This is a genomic window from Nonomuraea sp. NPDC050547, from assembly GCF_044457345.1.
GTDB lineage: Bacteria > Actinomycetota > Actinomycetes > Streptosporangiales > Streptosporangiaceae > Nonomuraea.
In genome coordinates this window covers 186433-204586 of record NZ_JBITGW010000009.1, presented here as the reverse complement: position 1 = coordinate 204586, position 18154 = coordinate 186433, and the positions used below count along the sequence as shown (strand labels likewise).

Genomic DNA, 18154 nt, shown 5'->3' with positions numbered 1-18154 from the left:
CTTGCAACTCTACCGGCGAGGTCGCACGCCCCGAACACCAGGGCTCAGGCTCCCGGCGGACCATGACCTTTCCGCAGAGACCCGGCGGGCTCGCTGTAGCCGACGCTGATCAGCCGGTCCTGGTCGAAGGTGAGGCTGGTGAGGCTGGCCAGGGCGCACTGACGTCGCCGCGGGTCGGGCGACAACCGGCGTCCCTCGGCCGCCAGCCTGATCGCCCAGATCGGGAGCTGGTGGCTGACCAGCACCGCCTCGTGCCCGCGCGCGGCGGCGCGGGCGTCCTCGATCACCGTGCGCATCCGCTGGACGATCTCCAGGTACGGCTCGCCCCACGAGGGCTTCCACGGGTTGTAGAAGTAGCGGTAGTTACGCGGGTCGCGCAGGATCCCGAGGCCCGGGCCGGCAGTGCGGCCCTCCAGGAGGTTGCCCGCCTCCACCAGCCGGTCGTCGGGCTCCACGGGCAGGCCGAGCGCGGTGGCCAGCGGTGCGGCGGTCTCGCGGGCACGTTCCAGCGGGGAGGAGTACAGGGCCACGATGTCGCGGCCGGCGACGGCCTTGGCGACCATCTCGGCCATCTGCTGACCCGTCTCGGACAGGTGGTAGCCGGGCAGTCTGCCGTAAAGGATGCCGTGGGGATTGTGCACCTCACCGTGGCGCAGCAGGTGAACGACGGTGGTCTCAGCCATGGTGTGGCACAGCCTATCCGTTTCGATGGCGCCGATAGGCGACCCGGTCTCGTCCGAAAAGGGCACCGAAGGTAAAGTCGCCTTGACTGCGCCTAGGGTTCCGCGTTCCGGTCCGCCCTGATGAACCACAACCAGGGCCGGGGAGACAGGTCCGAGCGGCGCCGCGGCCCTGGGCCGTACAGCTGACGGGACAAAAGCCTGGAGGCTCCTATCCGCGTACCCGGAAGGAGCTCATCGCTTGAACGCCTGGGCCCTCGCTCTCGTCCTCGTCGCCGCCGTGGCGCACGCCACCTGGAATCTCCTCAGCAAGAAGGCCTCCCAGGCCGACGGCCTGGTCTTCCTCTGGCTGGTCGCGGTCGCCTCGACCGTCATGTGGGGTCCGGTTTTCGCCGGGTTCCTGCTCGTCACGGACACGTCGGTGCGGTGGAGCGACGTGGCGGTGGTCTGCGTCAGCACGGCGCTGCACCTCGGCTACTTCGTCCTGCTGCAGCGCGGCTACCGGTACGGCGACCTGTCGACGGTGTATCCGGTGGCGCGGGGTACCGGGCCGATGCTGGCCAGCCTGGTGGCGGTGCTGTTCCTGGGCGAGCGGCCCGGCATCGCGGGGATCGCGGGCATCGCGCTGGTCGGGGCCGGGGTGTTCATGATGAGCGGCGGTGGCAGGGCCGACGCCCGTGGGCTGGGGTTCGGGCTGGGGACCGGGGTGTTCATCGCGGCGTACACGGTGTGGGACGCGCAGGTGGTCGGCGCGTTCGCGGTGGCGCCGCTGGTGCTGAACTACCTGGGCGAGGCGGGGCGCGCGCTGGCGCTGACCCCGGCGATGCTGAAGGGCGGGCGGCGGCTGCGGATCGGGGCGATCTGGCGCGAGCACCGCTGGCGCGTGCTGGGTGCGGCCGTGCTCATTCCGCTGTCCTACCTGCTGGTGCTGTTCGCGTTCACGATGGCGCCGGTCAGCGTGGTGGCGCCGACGCGGGAGATCAGCGTGCTCATCGCGGTCCTGCTCGGCGGCAGGCTGCTGGCCGAGGGTGACCTGCGCCGCAGGCTCCTGGCCGCCGGGGTGATCCTCGGCGGCGTGGTGACGATCGCCCTCAGCTGAGCCCGCCTGAGGGCTCAGGTGTGGGCTCCGGCTTCTTTCAGGGCTTCGACCATGGCTCTGATGGCGGGACGGCGGGCGGCGTCGGTGCGCCAGATGGCGTAGATGCGGCGGGTCTGCCGGGGCAGGGTGGGGATCGCGCGCACCCGCGACGGCATGCAGTCACGGCCCAGCCTGGGCACGATCGCGCAGCCGAGACCGCCGGCGACCAGCGCCATCTGCGTCGGGTACTCGTCGGCCATCGAGACGATCTCGGGTTCGAGGTCGGCGCTGCGCAGCGTGTAGACCAGCCAGTCGTGGCAGATGGTGCCGGGCGAGGAGCTGATCCACCGCTCGCCGCTCAGCTCCGCCAGCTCGATCTCCCTGCGGTCGGCCAGGGGGTGGTCGGCGGGCAGGATCACGTCGGCGATGTCGTCGAGCAGGATCGCCTTGGACAGCCCGTCGGGGATGGCCATGGGCCGGTTGAGCCAGTCCTGGACGACGCCCAGGTCGAGCTCTCCCCTGGCGACCTCGCGCACCACGCGCTCCGGCTCCCGCTCGTTGAGCAGGATCTGCAGGTCGGGGTGGCGCTCGCGCAGCGTGCCGAGCGCGGGCGGCATCAGGCCGCGGGCGGCCGTCGGGAAGGAGCCGACGTGGAGCTTGCCGACCACCTCACCGCGCAGCGCCTCGAAGTCGGCCTCCGCGGTCTCGACCAGGGCCAGAATGCGCTCGGCGTGTTCGGCGAGCAGCCCGGCGGCGTCGGTGAGCCGCACACCGCGCCCGTTGCGCTCCATGAGCCGTGAGCCGGTCTCCCGCTCCAGCTTGGCGATCTGCTGCGACACCGCGGAGGGCGTGACCATGAGGGCGTCGGCGGCGGCGCCCACGGAGCCGTAGACGTGCACCGCGTGCAGCGCTTTGAGCCGATTCAGATCCAGCATCAGGTGTGAGCCTCCTCTCGTAAGCCATCCTAAAGGGTTTAGCGTAGAAAGTCTCGCTTGTGGTTGATTGTGTAGCGAGAGAAAATATATGCATGAGAAACAACACCGCACAGAAGACCGAGACCTCCTACCTCAAGAAGCTTGCCGAGCAGGCCCGCGAGCAGCGCATCCGCGCCCAGAAGCCCGCCTCCAAGTAGTGAGGCCGCGCCATCTGGCCCTCGCCGTCGGCCTCGCGGCCGTGTGGGGCTTCAACTTCGTCGTCATGGAAGTGGGCCTGCGCCACTTCCCGCCTCTGCTGTACGCGGCGCTCCGGTTCGCCCTGGCCGCCTTCCCCGCGCTCTTGCTCGTGGGACGGCCGGGCGTACCGTGGCGCTGGGTCGCGGGTGTCGCGGCGGCGGTTGGAGTGGGTCAGTTCGGCTTTCTGCTCATCGGCATGCGGGCGGGGATGCCGCCCGGCCTCGCCTCACTGGTCCTGCAGGCCCAGTCGCTCTTCACCGTCGTCTTCGCGGTAACCCTGCTGGGCGAACGGCTGACCGGCCGCCGGATCACCGGGCTGACCCTCGCGCTCGGCGGCCTCGTCCTCGTCGCCGTCGACTTCGGCGCCTCGGGCCCGTTCGGCGCCTTCGCGCTGTGCGTGGCCGCCGCCGCCTCGTGGAGCGTCGGGACGATCATGCAGCGCCGCGCCGCGCCGCCCGACTCGCTGCGCTTCATGGTGTGGGTGAGCGCCCTGTCGGCGCCGCCGCTGTTCCTGCTGTCGTTCGCGGTCGAAGGCGTGCCCGTGCTGAGCGCCCCGCTTGAGGGCTGGCTGTCGCTGGGCTACGTGGCGTTCATCTCCACGCTCGGCGGCTTCGGCGTCTGGGGCTGGCTGCTGCACCGCTACGACGCCTCGGTCGTCGCCCCCTACACACTGCTCATCCCGGTGTTCGGGATGTCGTCGGCCGCGCTGTTCGTCGGTGAGCCCGTCGGCTGGGCGAAGGCGGGCGCGGCCGTTCTCATCGTCTGCGGCGTCCTTTACGCCGGTACGCGCCCCCGCTCGGCCCCTTCGCCGTCACCCTCGCCGGCGCTCGCGCCCGCCGGGCGGTCGAGCCGGTAGATGACGTGGTCCCGGTCGTCGACCGGGTTGTCCGGCTCCAGTTCGCCCTCCGCCACCCGGCGCAGGCCCGCCTTCTCCAGCGCCCGCCACGAGGCCCTGTTGGCCTTGGACACCGGGACGATCACGCAGGTCGCCTCCGGGTCCGCCCAGGTCGACTCGACGAGCGCGCGGATCATCGACGGACCCAGGCCCTTGCCCACCTGTTCCTCGTCGCCGATCAGGTAGTCGATGCTGACCGCGCCGCCGGGCACGTCGAGGATCGGGGCCAGCTCCTCGGCGTACTCGGGGTAGTCGGCGTATCGGGAACGCTGCACCAGGCCCAGCGGACGGCCGTCGAGGAAGACCAGCAGGTCCTCCGACGGCTCCTCGCCCCGGGCCGCCGGGCCGAAGTCGCGCGCGACGGCCTCCGCCGAGGTCTCGTGGTTCCACCACCGGGCCACGTGCGGCCGCTCCAGCCACTGCTTCACCAGCGGGAAGTCGTCCTCGGCGAGCCGGCGCCAGGTGATCACCATGACGTCGACGGTACCCGACACGCCGGCTCGCCGCCTGCGAATATCCGGCCGGGTCAGGCCACCGCGGCGGCGGCCTTGGCGGCGGCGGGCAGGGCGTCGCCGATGCGGTTCAGGGCCTCGTCGTCGTGCGACGCCGACAGGAACCACGCCTCGTACGCCGACGGCGGCAGATAGACGCCCCGATCGAGCATGGCGTGGAAGAAGGCGGTGAACGCGGCGGTGTTCTGGCTCCTGGCCCCGTCGAAGTCGCTCACCTCGCGGTCGGTGAAGAAGATCGAGAACAGACTGCCCGCCGCCTGCAGCCGGTGCGGCACGCCCTCGGCCGACAGCGCCTCGGAGGCCGCCTGGGCGACCGTGGCGGCCGCGGCGTCCACGCGGGCGTAGGCGTCCTCGTCGAGGTTGCGCAGCGTGGCCAGGCCCGCGGCGCAGGCCAGCGGATTGCCCGACAGCGTGCCCGCCTGGTAGACGGGGCCCTCGGGCGCCAGGTTGGCCATCACGTCGGCCCGCCCGCCGAAGGCCGCCGCCGGCAGGCCGCCGCCCATCACCTTGCCGAAGGTCATCAGGTCGGCGTCGACCGGGTCCAGGCCGTACCAGCCGGAGCGGGAGACGCGGAAGCCCGTGAGCACCTCGTCGACGATCAGCAGCGCGCCGTTGCGGGCGCAGATCTCCTTCAGGAACGCGTTGAAGCCGGGCGATGGCGGCACCACGCCCATGTTCGCCGGGCACGCCTCGGTGATCACACACGCGATCTCGGCGGCGGCGAAGGCCTCCTCGACCGCCGCGCGGGAGTTGTACGGCAGCACGATCGTGTCGGCCGCGGACGCGCCGGTCACGCCGGGGGTGTCGGGCAGCCCGAACGTCACCACGCCGGAGCCGGCCGAGGCCAGCAGGGCGTCCACGTGGCCGTGGTAGCAGCCGGCGAACTTCACCACCTTGGAACGGCCGGTGAAGCCGCGGGCCAGGCGCACCGCGCTCATGGTGGCCTCGGTGCCGGAGCTGACCAGCCTGATCTTCTCCACGGGCGCCACCCGGGAGACCAGTTCCTCGGCGAGTTCGACCTCGCCCGGGGTGGCGGTGCCGTACGACATGCCGTGGGAAAGCGCCGCGGAGACGGCCTCGACGACGGCGGGATGACGGTGGCCCAGGATCATCGGCCCCCAGGAGCAGACCAGGTCGACGTAGCGGTTGCCGTCGACGTCGGTGATGTAGGGGCCCTGGCCGTCGGCCATGAAGCGCGGCGTGCCGCCGACGGCGCCGAAGGCGCGCACGGGCGAGTTCACGCCTCCCGGCACGATGGTCCTGGCGCGGTCGAACAGGCTCTCAGACTTGTCAGTGCGGCTCACCCCTACAGGGTAGAGGCCGACCCCCGAGCCCGGTCAGTCGGTGAGCTGCTCCAGAACGCGCAGCGGGTCGGGCAGCGGGCGGCCGTCCGGCGGGCGCAGCCAGGAGACGGGCTGGCCGGTGGGCAGCGTGGACGGCGGCGCGAGGACGTAGCTGTCGCGGCAGTGCCAGCGCAGCCCCGGGTTGTCGTCGATGGTCGCGGGGTCGCAGTCGAGCTGGCAGGACCACCACTCGTCCTCGTCGTCCGGGTTGCCGCGCGTGGCCACGTAAAACAGAACCCGGTCGCCGTTGGCGGCGACCGGGCCTGAGTGGGAGCCGGCTTCGTCGAGGCGCGTGAGCGCGGCGAGGCCGGCCGCCAGGGGTACGTCGAAGACATCGAAGACGCGTCCCGTGGGGAGAATCACGTTGGCGTCCGGCTCGTGCTGCCACCACCGGGTGAGCTGGGTGGCGTCGGTCGTGGCCTGGAGGTGCCAGGCCGGGGAGAGCGGATGCGCGCCGGGGTCGGGACAGCCGAGGCGGTCACAGGAGCAGGCGCGCGGCCCGTGCCGCAGCGGATGCGCCCCCGGCGCGCTGGGCCACCCGAGAGCGGCATAGCCCAGCACCGCGTCGATTCTGGTCGGGCGCGTGAGTTTCGCGGCCCGCTTCCGCGTACGCCGAGCGAGTGGTACCCCGACCATGGTGACTCCCGTTCGAAAATCCCGCGCGCCTGAGGAGGTCCCTGACCCCGGGGCTCCAACGCGCCACCTGGGACACACCAGCACTTGTTATCGCACTCTAACGCACAGGTCGCAGGGGTGAGCGGGAAACCCCCACCTAGAGACGCCGAGCCACCTCGGTGGCCCAGTAGGTGAGGATCAGGTCGGCTCCGGCGCGCCGGATCCCGATCAGCGACTCCATGATCATCCGCTCGCGGTCGATCCAGCCGTTGGCCGCGGCCGCCTCGATCATCGCGTACTCGCCGCTGACCTGGTAGGCCGCCACCGGCACGTCCACGTTGTCGCGGAACTGGCGGATGACGTCGAGGTAGGACATCGCCGGCTTGACCATGACCACGTCGGCGCCTTCCGCGAGGTCCAGACGTACCTCACGCATCGCCTCCTCCAGCGGCCCCGCGGGGTCCTGCTGGTGGGAGGCGCGGTCGCCGAACTGTGGCGCGCACTCGGCGGCGTCGCGGAAGGGGCCGAAGAACGCCGAGGCGTACTTGGCCGTGTAGGCCATGATCGGCAGGTGGGAGAAGCCCGCCCCGTCCAGGGCGGCGCGGATCACGCCGACCTGGCCGTCCATCATCCCGCTCGGGGCGATCATCTGGGAGCCGGCCTCGGCCTGCGCCACCGCCATCGAGGCGTAGCGCTCCAGCGTGGCGTCGTTGTCCACCTCGCCGTCGGGAGTCAGCAATCCGCAGTGCCCGTGGTCGGTGAACTCGTCCAGGCAGGTGTCGGCCATCACCACGATCGCATCACCGACCTCGGCGTTCACCTCGCGCAGTGCCTGCTGGAGAATCCCGTCGGGGTCGTCGGCCGCCGAGCCGCGGGCGTCCTTCACCGCCGGGATGCCGAACAGGATCAGCCCGCCCACGCCCGCCTCCGCCGCCTCGTGGGCGGCCTTGCGCAGCGACTCGCGGGTGTGTTGGTAGACGCCGGGCATCGAGGCCACGGGACTCGGCTCGGCGAGGCCCTCCTTGAGGAAGGCCGGCAGGATCAGCTGCGACGGGTGCAGACGCGTGCCCGCGACCATCCGTCTCATGACAGGGGTACGGCGAAGCCGCCGCGGACGTGCGGCGGGGAACTCAGCACTCATGTGACGAAACTCCTATTTGCGGCGGCGTGCCCCACGGCGGTTCTGCGAGGGCTTACGCGGGGTGTCACCCGCGGCGATCGCCGCCTGCCTCTGCTTAGCACCGTACTCGGCGAGGGCGGCGGCCAGCGCGGAGGCCGATGGCCTGTCCGCCATGACATCCACACGCAGGCCGAACTCCTCGGCCGTTTTGGCCGTCTGCGGGCCGATGACCGCGATGACGGTGACGTTGTGCGGCTTGCCGGCGATGCCGACCAGGTTGCGCACGGTCGAGGACGAGGTGAACAGCACCGCGTCGAACCCGCCGCCCTTGATCGCCTCGCGGATCGGCGCGGGCGGCGGCGCCGCCCGCACGGTCCGGTACGCCGTGACGTCGTCGCACTCCCAGCCCAGCTCGGTCAGCCCGGCCACGAGCGTGTCGGTGGAGATGTCGGCCCTGGGCAGCAGCACCCGGTTGATCGGGTCGAGCATCGAGTCGTAGGGCGGCCACTCGGCGACCAGGCCCTCCGACGACTGCTCGCCCGAGGGCAGCAGGTCCGGCTTGACGCCGAACTCGACCAGCGCCCTCGCGGTCGCCTCGCCCACCGCGGCCACCTTGAGCCCGGCGAAGGCCCGCGCGTCGAGCCCGTACTCCTCGAACTTCTCGCGCACCGCCTTGACGGCGTTGGAGCTGGTGAAGGCGACCCACTCGTAGCGGCCGGTGACCAGGCCCTTGATGGCCCGGTCCATCTGCTGCGGCGTACGGGGCGGCTCGACCGAGATGGTCGGCACCTCGTCGGGCACCGCGCCGTAGGAGAGCAACTGCTCCGACAGCGCCTTGGACTGCTCCTTGGTACGCGGCACCAGGACCCGCCAGCCGAACAGCGGCTTGGTCTCGAACCACGAGAGCTTGTCGCGCAGCCCGACGGCCTCGCCCACGACGATCAGCGCGGGCTCGGTGAACCCGGCGTGCTTGAGGTCGGGCTGCAACCTGCCCAGCGTGGTCGCCACGGTGAACTGCTCGGTCGTGGTGCCGCTGCTGCTGACCGCGACCGGCGTGCTGTCGGGCTTGCCGCCCGAGATGAGCGCCTTGCCGATGGCCACGGCGTCGCCGATGCCGTTGTAGATCACCAGTGTGCCGGGGCAGGCGGCGTGCGAGGCCCAGTCCTGATCCTGTGCGGCGTCGACCACACGGAACTCGGGCACATCGTCCGCCGGCGGGATGCCCGCGTAGGTGAGCACCGCGGTCGCGGGCGGCACACCAGGCACGATCTCGAAGTCCACCCCGGCGGCGGTGCAGGCGGCGACCTCCTCGGTGATCGAGGAGAACAGCATCGGGTCGCCCTCGCACAGGCGTACCACCAGCCCGCCGTCACCGGCACGCTTGAGGTAGTCGCCCTCGACCACTTCGACGCCCTCGCGGCAGTGCTTGAGCAGCGGGCCGAACAGGTCCTCGTCGAGGACCACCGCGTCGGCCTTGCCTAGCAGCTCGGCACCACGCAACGTCAGCAGGTTCGGGTCACCTGGACCCGCACCCACGAACGCCACGAAACCGGAGGTGGGACTATCGGCGCTCAATGGGAATGCTCCCCCATCAATCTGTCGGCCCCCTCGGCGAGCATCTCGGCCGCCAGAAGGCGGCCCAGGCGATCGGCGTCCGAGGACGGGCCGGCGGCGGACTTGCGGACCGCAGCCTGGCCGTCGAGCGAGACGACGGCGGCGGTCAGGTTCAGAGTCTGCCCGTCATCGGCGGCGAAGGCACCCACCGGAGCGGAGCACCCTGCCTCGAGAGCGGACAGAACGGCGCGCTCGGCCGCGACCGCGGAGCGGGTCCGCGGGTCGTCGAGCACACCAAGGAAGGCGATCAGGTCGGCGCGGCCGGCGAGGCACTCCACCGCCAGCGCGCCCTGGCCGGGCGCGGGCAGCATCTCCTCGACCTCGAAGATCTGGGCGATCTCCGTGTCGCGCCCGATCCTGGTCAGACCCGCCGAGGCGAGTACGACGGCGTCGAGCTCGCCCGAGGTTACCTTGCCGATCCGGGTGTCGGCGTTGCCGCGGATCGGGACGTACTCCAGGTCGGGCCGGAGCGCCCGCAGCATCGCGACCCGGCGCGGCGAGCCGGTGCCGACCCTGGCGCCGGGCGGCAGGTCGGCCAGCTTGTGCGCGCCGACCAGCGCGTCGCGGTGGTCGTGGCGGGCGGGCAGGGCTGCCAGCGTGAAGCGCTCGTCCCGCTTGGTCGGCAGGTCCTTGAGCGAGTGGACGGCGAAGTCGATCTCGCCGTCGACCAGCTTGTCGCGCAGCGCGCTGACGAACACGCCGGTGCCGCCGAGCTGCGCCAGGTGCGCCTTGGTCACGTCGCCGAAGGTCGTGATGCCGACCATCTCGATCGCCCGGCCGGTCGCGCGGGTGTAGCCGTCGGCGACCATCTGCGACTGCGTGGTCGCCAGCAGGCTCCTTCGCGTCCCCAGCTTCAGGGTCACAGCTCCACCTCCCTCACGGCCTCGGGCATCTTCGGATCCAGGTCGAACAGCTCGCGCAGAGCTTCCGCATAATGATCCCCCCCTGGGGAGGTGGCGAGCTGTTTGACACGCACAGTGGGCTCATGAAGGAGTTTGTCCACCACGCGCTGCACGGTCTGCGTCACTTCGCCGCGCGCCTTGTCGTCGAGTTCGGGCAGACGCATGAGCAGGCGGCCGAGCTCGGCCTCGACGACGTCGGCGGCCTTGCTGCGCAGCGCCACCACGGTCGGGGTGACCCTGGCCGCGCGCTCGGCGTTCAGGAAGGCCGTCAGCTCGTCGGCGACGAGCGCGCGCACCGTCTGTACGGCGTCGCCCTCCCGCGAGCCGATGCCCGACTCCTGGATGGTCTCCAGGTCCACCAGCGTGACGCCGGGCAGTTCGCGCACCGCCGGGTCCACGTCGTGGGGCAGCGCCAGGTCGAGCAGGAACACCTCTCCGGCGGGCCGGCCGGCGAGCATGGCCGGGGTGACCACGTGCGACCCTCCGCCGGTGCACGTGATCACAAGGTCGACCGCGGCGAGTTCCCGGGGAACCTCGCGCAGCGGCACCGCCCGGCCGCCCACGCGCTCGGCGAGCCGTACGCCTCGCTCGAAGGTGCGGTTGGCCACCACGATCTCGCCGGCGCCCGCGCGGGAGAGCGTGGCGGCGGCCAGCGCGCTCATCGAGCCGGCGCCGACGATCAGCACCCGCTTGCCCTCCAGCGGCCCGACGAAGGCGAGGCCCGCCGAGACCAGGGACGCGCCCGCCTGGTCGATGTCGGTGTCGGCGTGGGCCCGCTTGCCCACGCGCAGCGCCTGCTGGACGAGCTCGTTCAGCGTGGCGCCGACGGTGCCGTGCTTCTGGGCGAGCTTGAGCGCCCCGCGCATCTGGCCGAGGATCTGCCCCTCGCCGACGACCATCGAGTCGAGGCCGGACACCACCGAGAACAGGTGCTCGACCGCGCGGTCCTCATAGTGGACGTACAGGTGTGGCGTGAGCTCGTCGACGGGCACGCCGGAATGGACGCTCAGCAGCCTGCTGATCGCCGTGACGGCCGCGTGGAAACGGTCCACGGCGGCGTAGACCTCGACCCGGTTGCAGGTCGAGACCACCATCGCTTCGGCGACGCAGACGTCCTGCTGCACGTCGTAGATGAGTTTGGAGAGAGTGTCCCCCGACACCGAGACACGTTCGAGCATGGCCACCGGAGCCGTCCGGTGGCTGAGCCCGATCGTCAGAACACTCATTGACTGTCCACGGCCATGAGTGGCCCCCCAGCTTTGCGTTGCTCATGGAACGCAAGGATCTGCAGTTCGATTGATAGGTCAACCTTACGGACATCGACGCTGTCCGGCACAGAAAGTACGACAGGAGCAAAGTTCAGGATGCTGGTCACGCCCGCGGTCACCACTCGGTCGCACACTTCCTGAGCTGCCGCCGCGGGTGTCGCGAGGACCACGATGGAGACCCCGCGCCGCCCGATCACGGCTTCCAGTTCGTCGATGTGTTCAACATTCAACCCCGCGATGTCGTCGCCCACGATTTCGGGGTCGGCGTCGAGCAGGGCGGCGATCCGGAACCCCCGGGACACGAAACCGCCGTAGTTCGCGAGGGCACGGCCGAGGTTGCCGACGCCGACGATGGCGACGGCCCAGTCCTGGGTCAGGCCCAGCTCCCGCGAGATCTGGTACACGAGATACTCAACGTCGTAACCCACCCCGCGCGTGCCGTACGACCCCAGATGCGACAGATCCTTGCGGAGCTTGGCCGAATTGACGCCGGCGGCGGCCGCCAGGTCCTCAGACGAGACCGTGGCGATCCCGCGCTCGGCCATCCCGTTCAGCGCCCGCAGATACAGCGGGAGCCGTGCGACCGTCGCCTCGGGTATGCCTCGGTCACGGGGCTGGGACGGGCTCTTCACGTGCCGGAGCTCCAGGGGAACGGGCGGCCTCTCGGCCGCGTCATGGGAATCGAACCGCCTTTCAGGTTAATCCCTTTGTGAACCGACGCACAAAGTCGCCACTACCGTGGACCCCATGCACGAGATCACTCTGTACGGCCGGCAGGGCTGCCACCTGTGCGACGACGCCCGCGCCGTCATCGCGAAAGTCGCGGCTGAGCTGGGGATCAGGTGGACCGAAGTGGACATCGACGGCTCCGCTGAGCTCCGGGAAAAGTACAACGACATGATTCCGGTCACGCTCGTGGACGGAGTGCAGCACGACTTCTGGCGCGTGTCGGAGGAGCGCCTGCGGGCGGCCCTGGGAGGTTAGAAGAGCGCCGTCGGCAGCGGGACGACCTTGGCGGCGTTGACGTTGAGCTCGATGATGTTGGTGGCCAGGACCATCGCCTGGCGTTCGTTGACGAAGCGCTCGACGTGGGGCTGGCGCTGGTGGTCCTGGAAGGCCACCTCGTCGCGGTAGAGCTCGTAGACGATGCGCTGCAGGGGCGCGGACTTCACCGCGTGGCAGGCGTAGACGAGCGTGTCCGGCTCGCCGCGGCGCACGGCCTCGACGGTCTGGTCGGCCAGGCGGTCGAACATGTCGCCGGATCCGTCCATCAGCGTGAACACGGTCAGCAGGCCGTAGATGCTGGGCGAGGGGCGTCCGCCGACGGCCGGCTGGGGCGCGCTGGGCTGGAAGACCTCGGCGCCCGGGTAGACGACGCCGGTGTTCGGCATGTTGTAGGTGTCCGGCTGCTGAGGCGGGGGCGGGCCGCCGCTGTGACGGCCGAGCGCCTGCTCCTGGCCGCCGTTCATGATGTAGCCGGTCGAGGGGCCCGGGTCCATCGCGGGCGCCGGGTTCATCGGGTTCATCGGGTTGATGTGGCCGGTCGCCGGGCCCGGTTCCATGCGGGCGCCGAAGCCCACGTCCTGGTCGCCCGCGCGGTACTCGGCGACGAGGTCGCTCAGGCCCGAGGGCCTGGGCCGCTGGGGCTCCAGCGGCGCCTGCGCCTCCATGCGGGCGGGCGTGCGCTCAGGCACGGCTCTGCGGCCCGTCGAGGCGGGTTCCCAGCTCTCGCTCTTGATGTCGTCCTCCTCGTCCTCGTACGGCGCGAGCGGGCGCAGCACGGCGTACCAGATCGCCGCGGCGGCCACCACGAGCAGCGCGGTGGTGAAGACGCCGGGCACGGCGAAGCGCACCGCGCCGATCAGGGCCAGGGCCGAGGGCGCGATGACGGCGGCGGCGTGCAGGTTGTCGGTGTCGTAGTCGTCGCCGTTGCGCCAGCGCAGGGCGGCGATCACCACACAGCCGAGCAGGATGAGCGCGGCGATCACGTGCGCGCCGACCAGGACGGAGCTGGCGATCAGGCTCCAGTGGGACGAGCCGGGTGGCAGCGCCTTGGCCATCTCCGTGGCCTTGAGCACGGGGTCGAAGACGATCACCACCGAGCTGACGATCGTGAACGCGATCCCGAACAGCCAGGCGAGGAACTTCGGCGGCGTCTTCTCCGCCAGCAACTGGATGAGGCCGATCGCCATCCACAGCGGGGCGATCAAGGATCCGGCCAGTTGGTAGATCCTGAACGTTCCCTCGCCGAAGCCGATAAGGTAACCCGTGCCGATCGCACCCAGCGCGACGCAGAGCATCGCCGTGGCGACCGTCCAGGCGATGAGCCACCCTTCGCGCTCCTCGCGAAGACTACGGATCAGGGCACCGGTTGCGATCGCGGCGAGGAGCGCGCCCGCGAACGCGATGACAGCAACAAGGATCTCCATGGTGACTCCAATGCTGCCGGACGATGCCTCCCAGCCGGTAGCCGAAGAGGGAACGGGTCGGTCCACACCGTATCCGCCGATTACGGCTAGTGACGCCACCCTGAAGCGGATTGTGGAATTTCCGGTTGATTTCTAGAGTGTTCGAGCACGCCGCAGCCCTTACCCCTAGGGACACCGGATGCCTGACTCGTGGCCGTTCGCCGGGCTTCTGTCGCCAGCGGTCGCTGGCAACACCCGGTCGAGCGAGCTTGCCGTGCGCGAAGAGATCCCAGATGACGTGCGTACGCTGGTGTTGCGGGCGAAGACCGGCGACACGGAAGCCTTTGGCACGCTCTACGACCGCTACGTCGATCTTGTCTACCGCTACATCTACTTCCGCGTGGGCTCTCACCCCCTGGCCGAGGACCTCACCTCAGAGACATTCTTACGTGCCCTCCGTCGCGTGGCCGACTTCACCTGGCAGGGCCGCGACTTCGGCGCCTGGCTGGTGACGATCGCCCGCAACCTCGTCACCGACCACTTCAAATCCGGGCGCTACCGCCTGGAGATCACTACCGGCGAGGTGCTCGACGTACCGCTCGACGGGGCTTACATCCCGGAGAACGCGGTGGTCACGGCCATCATCAACGACCGCGTCCTGCGCGCCGTCCGAGACCTCAATCCCGAGCAGCAGGAGTGCGTGGTCCTGCGCTTCCTGCACGGCCTGTCTCTCGCGGAGACCGCGTTGATCATGGGGAAGAAGAGTGGAGCGATCAAAGCCCTGCAGTTCCGTGCGATCCGGGCGCTGGCCAGGGCTCTCAAGCACGACCTCGCGTAACCTCCGCCCGCGGCGCCTCGTTAGGCAGGTGTCACACCGGACGGGGGCCACAGGGAGCAGTCATGGGTAGGGCGCGACCTAGCCGATGGCCGTTCGGAGCCACGCGAGGGTCGCACGAACGGCTTCTCGGCCATCTGGACGAGCTGCGCACGGTGCCTCAGGGCGGCGGGCCGGACGGCGACTTCCGCGAGCGGCTGAGAACGCGGCTGATCTCGGCCGACGCCGATGCCGCCGCCCCGGCCGTGCCCGAGCCCCAGGCGCCGCCTGGCAGGGCCCGGCACGCCAGGCGTACCAGGAGGGTGCGGTTGTCGTGGCCGTCGCAGCTCGCCACGCTCGGCCTGGCCGCGGGCATGATGGTGTCGGCCTTCTTCACCTACCAGTCGGTGCCCGGCGACACGCTCTACCCGCTCAAGCGGGCCGCTGAGCACACGCTCGTACGGCTCAGCACCGACGACAGGGAGCGGGCCGAGCGCGAGATGGTCTCGGCCAAGGAACGCGCCGCCGAGGTGGCCGTGCTGCTCGGCGGCTCCGGTGACGGGCCCCTCGTCTCGGCTACTCTGAGTGACATGGCCGAATCCACGAAATCCGCCATCAAGCGGATGGAGCGGGTCGAGCCGCGCTCCCCCAAGCTCAACAGTTTCGCCCAGGACCAGCGCGACATGGTCGAACCCATGCTGGAGCAGCTCAACGGCCCCGAGCAGGACCAGGCGAATACGTATTTGCACTACATCGAAGGCCTTGCGGTGCCTAGGTAAGCTGCTGTCCATGAGGCGGCTACTTCGACGACGACACGAGACGGAAGCCCAGGTCGCCGGCGAGGTCGCCGCCGCGGCGGCGGTCGTGACCCAACCTGCCGACCCCGACCCAGAGGCCGCCGCGTTCTTCGACGTGGACAACACGATGATGCGCGGCGCCTCGATCTACCACTTCGCCAGAGGCCTGGCCACGCGTGGCCTGTTCACCACCTCCGACCTGCTGAAGTTCGCGGTCGGGCAGGCCGCGTTCCGGCTGCGCGGCAACGAGAACCCCGAGCACATCGCGGTCGCCCGCGAGACCGCGCTGGCCTTCGTCGCCGGCAGCAAGGTCGACGACGTCGTACGGCTCGGCGAGGAGATCTACGACGAGGTCATGGCCGACCGCATCTGGGCGGGCACCAGGGCGCTGGCACAGTCGCACCTGGACACCGGCCAGCGGGTCTGGCTGGTGACCGCCACCCCGGTCGAGCTGGCCCACGTGATCGCCCAGCGCCTCGGCCTCACCGGCGCGCTCGGCACGGTCTCCGAGACCCGCGACGGCGTCTACACCGGCCACCTGGTGGGCGACCTGCTGCACGGCCCCGCCAAGGCGGAGGCGGTGCGCGCGCTGGCCCGCAGGGAAGGGCTCGACCTGACCCGCTGCACCGCCTACAGCGACTCGGCCAACGACCTGCCGCTGCTGTCGCTGGTCGGGCATGCGGTGGCCATCAACCCCGACTCCGAGCTGCGCGATCACGCCAGGAAGCACGGCTGGCCGATCAAGGACTTCCGCACGGGCAGGAAGGCCACGATGGCCGCGCTGCCGATAGCGGCGGGCCTGGGCGCCGTCGCGGGCGGCATCGCGGCCGGGATCGCGCTACGCCGCCACTACCGGTCCAAGTGAGCGCCGGATCAGCGCCTTCAGCGCGGCGTTGACCAGTTCCGGACGTTCCAGTCCCAGCATGTGACCGGCGCCGGGCGCGACCACCAGCGTGGCGTCCGGCAGCGCGCTCGCGATCCTGCGGGCGTGCGCGGGCGTGGTGAGCCGGTCGCGCTCGCCCACCATGACCAGCGTCTCGACCCGGCTCAGAGCCTGGAGGGCGGCGAGCTTGTCGTGCGCCAGGATGGCGTGGAAGTAGCCGACCATGACCTCGGTGGGGGTCGCGGCGACCATCCTGTTGACGAAGCGCACGTGGTGGGCGCGCGCCTTGGGCCCGAAGGCGGCCAGCCGGGTGACCGGCCAGTTGGTCCCGGCACGCAGGAGCGCCGGGCTGGCGTCGATGAGCGCCGCCCTGGCCTTCAGCCGGTTCAGCAGGACGGGGGCGGTTCTGCCGGCGAGCCCCTCCGCCAGCCTTCCCGACGAGGTGCTGATGAGCGCCACGGCGACGACCCGGTCGCCGAACAGTTCGGGCCGGCGGGCGGCCAGACCCATGATGGTCATGCCGCCCATGGAGTGGCCGGCCAGGACGATCGGCAGGCCCGGCGGGACCACCGCGTCGATCACGGCCTCCAGGTCGGCGGCGAGCCGTTCTATCGAGCAGGGTCCCGCCGGGCCGGCCGTGGAGGCCCCGTGCCCGCGCTGGTCGTATCCGACCAGCATGGCCTCATCGGGCGTGTTCACGGTCGCGGCCGCTTCGGGGCTCGTTGGCTCCTTCGTCGCTCTCTCCCCCCGAGCTCCTCCGCTCAGCGCCTCCCGCTGGTAGTGCCAGCTGTGCCGGTTGAGCACCCAGCCGTGGGAGAAGACCACGGCGTAGGCGGGCGTGCCGGACTCCCTGACGTCGACGTCGATGACGGCGCCGTCGTCCGTCTCGACGGGCAGCCGGCGGCCGTGCCGGCCGCCGAGCGTCTCGCTGGACCTCTTCCGGGCGACGAGTCCCACGGCGAAGCCGAGGAGCAGCCCGGTCACGAGCACCTTGTACCGCATGCCCGCCACTATAGGACTTTTCGTCTAATAAGACTATCGGAGCTTCTCGAAGAGCTTCTTGGCCTCGGGCTGCTTCCAGGCCAGGCGGTTGGGGTCGTCGGGGTCGGGCGCCCAGGGGACGGTCAGGAACATCGGCTTGCTCTGGCGCAGATCGACGGCGAGCTGGTACATCTCCTCGACGTCGAGGTCCGACTTGACGGCCGCCGTCGCCGCGGCCAGGAACTCGCGGAACCTGGGCGGGTTGGCGACCAGCTCGGTCTTCGCCTTCGCCAGCATCGCGTAGAGCAGGCTCTGCTGGCGCATGATGCGCATGTTGTCGGAGCCGTCGTCGTGGTTGCGCAGCCGGAAGTAGCCGAGCGCCTGTTCGCCGTCGAGCATGCTCTTCCCGCTGGGCAGTGTCAGCTTCGACTTCGGGTCGTTGACGGGCTGCCTGAGCGTCACCTCGACGCCGCCGAGGGCGTCAACGACCTTCTTGAAGCCCGAGAAGTCCACTTCCACGTAGCGGTCCACGCGGACCTTGGTCAGCTTCTCCAGTGTCTTGACCAGGCAGCCGACGCCGCCCGTGGTGTAGGCACCGTTGATCATGCCCTGGCGCGCGGGAGAGCCGCCGCACGCGGGGAGCTGCACCATCGAGTCGCGCGGAATGCTCACCACCATCGGCTCGCCCCGGTCGGCGGGCAGGTGCACGAGCGCGATCGTGTCGGCCCGCGCCCTGGACCCCGTTCGCGCCTCCCGCGGCCCGTACTCCTCGTTGCCCTCGCCCTGGCGGGTGTCGGAGCCGATGAGCAGGATGTTCTGGACGCCGGAAACGTTCACCGGCCGGTTCCCCGACCCCACCGGCAACGCCCGATCCCGGTTGCCCAGCAGCAGCGTGGGCACCGCCACGGCCACCGCCGTCGCCACGACCACCGCGCCCATCATCATCCAGCCGGTACGGACGCGCCGCCTGGGCGCCGTCTCCATGTACCGGCGGCGCTGGCGGACCAGCGTGACCGGCGGCTCCTGCTCCAGCTTCCTGCCGAAGTCACGGAGCAACTTCAGATCGTCCATC

At 70.7% G+C, this 18154-nt stretch carries 19 protein-coding genes; 6 read left to right on the top strand and 13 right to left on the bottom strand.

The genetic code is table 11. The annotated features are described in order from the left end of the window. Positions 1–44 precede the first annotated feature (44 nt). Positions 45–683 carry a histidine phosphatase family protein gene (locus ACIBHY_RS23570; RefSeq protein WP_397247634.1) on the bottom strand — a complete coding sequence of 213 codons (639 nt, stop codon included), beginning with the start codon at positions 681–683 and terminating at the stop codon, positions 45–47. Between the two features lie 238 nt (positions 684–921). Between ACIBHY_RS23570 and ACIBHY_RS23565 the strand changes: the two genes are divergently transcribed. Continuing rightward, complete coding sequence (locus ACIBHY_RS23565; RefSeq protein WP_397247632.1) at positions 922–1779, top strand: EamA family transporter; 858 nt, start codon at positions 922–924, stop codon at positions 1777–1779. A 14-nt stretch (positions 1780–1793) separates the two neighbouring features. On the opposite strand, the gene ACIBHY_RS23560 is transcribed toward ACIBHY_RS23565, so the two are convergent. Next, the gene (locus ACIBHY_RS23560; RefSeq protein ID WP_397307708.1) at positions 1794–2693 is read right to left on the bottom strand and encodes a LysR family transcriptional regulator; all 900 of its coding nucleotides are present in this window, start codon (positions 2691–2693) and stop codon (positions 1794–1796) included. 196 nt (positions 2694–2889) lie between these two features. Here ACIBHY_RS23560 and ACIBHY_RS23555 point away from each other — a divergent pair, with 196 nt between their 5' ends. Then, complete coding sequence (locus ACIBHY_RS23555; protein ID WP_397247628.1) at positions 2890–3786, top strand: EamA family transporter; 897 nt, start codon at positions 2890–2892, stop codon at positions 3784–3786. On the opposite strand, the gene ACIBHY_RS23550 is transcribed toward ACIBHY_RS23555, so the two are convergent. From ACIBHY_RS23550 to ACIBHY_RS23515, 8 genes are all read right to left on the bottom strand, one after another. Next, a complete protein-coding gene (locus ACIBHY_RS23550; protein WP_397307707.1) occupies positions 3705–4298 on the bottom strand; it encodes a GNAT family N-acetyltransferase in 594 nt (197 codons plus the stop codon). The genes ACIBHY_RS23555 and ACIBHY_RS23550 overlap by 82 nt on opposite strands. 53 nt (positions 4299–4351) lie before the next feature. Next, positions 4352–5641 carry a glutamate-1-semialdehyde 2,1-aminomutase gene (gene hemL / locus ACIBHY_RS23545; protein ID WP_397307706.1) on the bottom strand — a complete coding sequence of 430 codons (1290 nt, stop codon included), beginning with the start codon at positions 5639–5641 and terminating at the stop codon, positions 4352–4354. Positions 5642–5674: 33 nt separating this feature from the next. Further along, the gene (locus ACIBHY_RS23540) at positions 5675–6316 is read right to left on the bottom strand and encodes a bifunctional DNA primase/polymerase (protein ID WP_397247624.1); all 642 of its coding nucleotides are present in this window, start codon (positions 6314–6316) and stop codon (positions 5675–5677) included. A 136-nt stretch (positions 6317–6452) separates the two neighbouring features. Continuing rightward, positions 6453–7436, bottom strand: a complete 984-nt coding sequence (gene hemB / locus ACIBHY_RS23535) for a porphobilinogen synthase (protein WP_397247622.1) — start codon at positions 7434–7436, stop codon at positions 6453–6455. A 12-nt stretch (positions 7437–7448) separates the two neighbouring features. Continuing rightward, on the bottom strand, positions 7449–8990 hold the full coding sequence (locus ACIBHY_RS23530; protein WP_397247620.1) for a uroporphyrinogen-III synthase: 1542 nt from the start codon (positions 8988–8990) through the stop codon (positions 7449–7451). Next, on the bottom strand, positions 8987–9892 hold the full coding sequence (gene hemC, locus ACIBHY_RS23525; protein ID WP_397307705.1) for a hydroxymethylbilane synthase: 906 nt from the start codon (positions 9890–9892) through the stop codon (positions 8987–8989). The genes ACIBHY_RS23530 and hemC overlap by 4 nt, the downstream gene beginning before the upstream one ends. Further along, positions 9889–11157 (bottom strand): glutamyl-tRNA reductase, encoded by a 1269-nt coding sequence (locus ACIBHY_RS23520; RefSeq protein WP_397307704.1) that lies wholly within the window; start codon positions 11155–11157, stop codon positions 9889–9891. Before ACIBHY_RS23520 ends, hemC begins: the two co-directional genes overlap by 4 nt. Next, positions 11154–11831: a redox-sensing transcriptional repressor Rex gene (locus ACIBHY_RS23515; RefSeq protein WP_379611408.1), complete on the bottom strand. Its 678-nt coding sequence runs from the start codon at positions 11829–11831 to the stop codon at positions 11154–11156. The genes ACIBHY_RS23520 and ACIBHY_RS23515 overlap by 4 nt, the downstream gene beginning before the upstream one ends. A gap of 115 nt (positions 11832–11946) precedes the next feature. Here ACIBHY_RS23515 and ACIBHY_RS23510 point away from each other — a divergent pair, with 115 nt between their 5' ends. Further along, positions 11947–12183: a glutaredoxin family protein gene (locus tag ACIBHY_RS23510; RefSeq protein WP_397247614.1), complete on the top strand. Its 237-nt coding sequence runs from the start codon at positions 11947–11949 to the stop codon at positions 12181–12183. Here the strand turns inward: ACIBHY_RS23510 and ACIBHY_RS23505 are convergent. After that, complete coding sequence (locus tag ACIBHY_RS23505; RefSeq protein WP_397247612.1) at positions 12180–13628, bottom strand: antibiotic biosynthesis monooxygenase; 1449 nt, start codon at positions 13626–13628, stop codon at positions 12180–12182. The two genes, ACIBHY_RS23510 and ACIBHY_RS23505, sit on opposite strands and share 4 nt — an antisense overlap. Positions 13629–13806: 178 nt before the next feature. Between ACIBHY_RS23505 and ACIBHY_RS23500 the strand changes: the two genes are divergently transcribed. The 3 genes from ACIBHY_RS23500 to ACIBHY_RS23490 all read left to right on the top strand — a co-directional run bounded on the left by ACIBHY_RS23500 (position 13807) and on the right by ACIBHY_RS23490 (position 16083). After that, positions 13807–14445, top strand: coding sequence for a sigma-70 family RNA polymerase sigma factor (locus tag ACIBHY_RS23500; protein ID WP_379611405.1), 639 nt, complete (start codon positions 13807–13809; stop codon positions 14443–14445). Positions 14446–14507: 62 nt separating this feature from the next. Further along, positions 14508–15200 carry a DUF5667 domain-containing protein gene (locus tag ACIBHY_RS23495; protein ID WP_397247610.1) on the top strand — a complete coding sequence of 231 codons (693 nt, stop codon included), beginning with the start codon at positions 14508–14510 and terminating at the stop codon, positions 15198–15200. A gap of 10 nt (positions 15201–15210) precedes the next feature. After that, a complete protein-coding gene (locus ACIBHY_RS23490; protein WP_397247608.1) occupies positions 15211–16083 on the top strand; it encodes an HAD family hydrolase in 873 nt (290 codons plus the stop codon). Here ACIBHY_RS23490 and ACIBHY_RS23485 read toward each other — a convergent pair. Together ACIBHY_RS23485 and ACIBHY_RS23480 are read right to left on the bottom strand one after the other, a co-directional pair. Then, positions 16057–17103: an alpha/beta fold hydrolase gene (locus tag ACIBHY_RS23485; RefSeq protein WP_397307703.1), complete on the bottom strand. Its 1047-nt coding sequence runs from the start codon at positions 17101–17103 to the stop codon at positions 16057–16059. The genes ACIBHY_RS23490 and ACIBHY_RS23485 overlap by 27 nt on opposite strands. A 33-nt stretch (positions 17104–17136) precedes the next feature. After that, positions 17137–18153, bottom strand: a complete 1017-nt coding sequence (locus ACIBHY_RS23480) for an LCP family protein (protein ID WP_397307702.1) — start codon at positions 18151–18153, stop codon at positions 17137–17139. Position 18154: the final 1 nt, after the last annotated feature.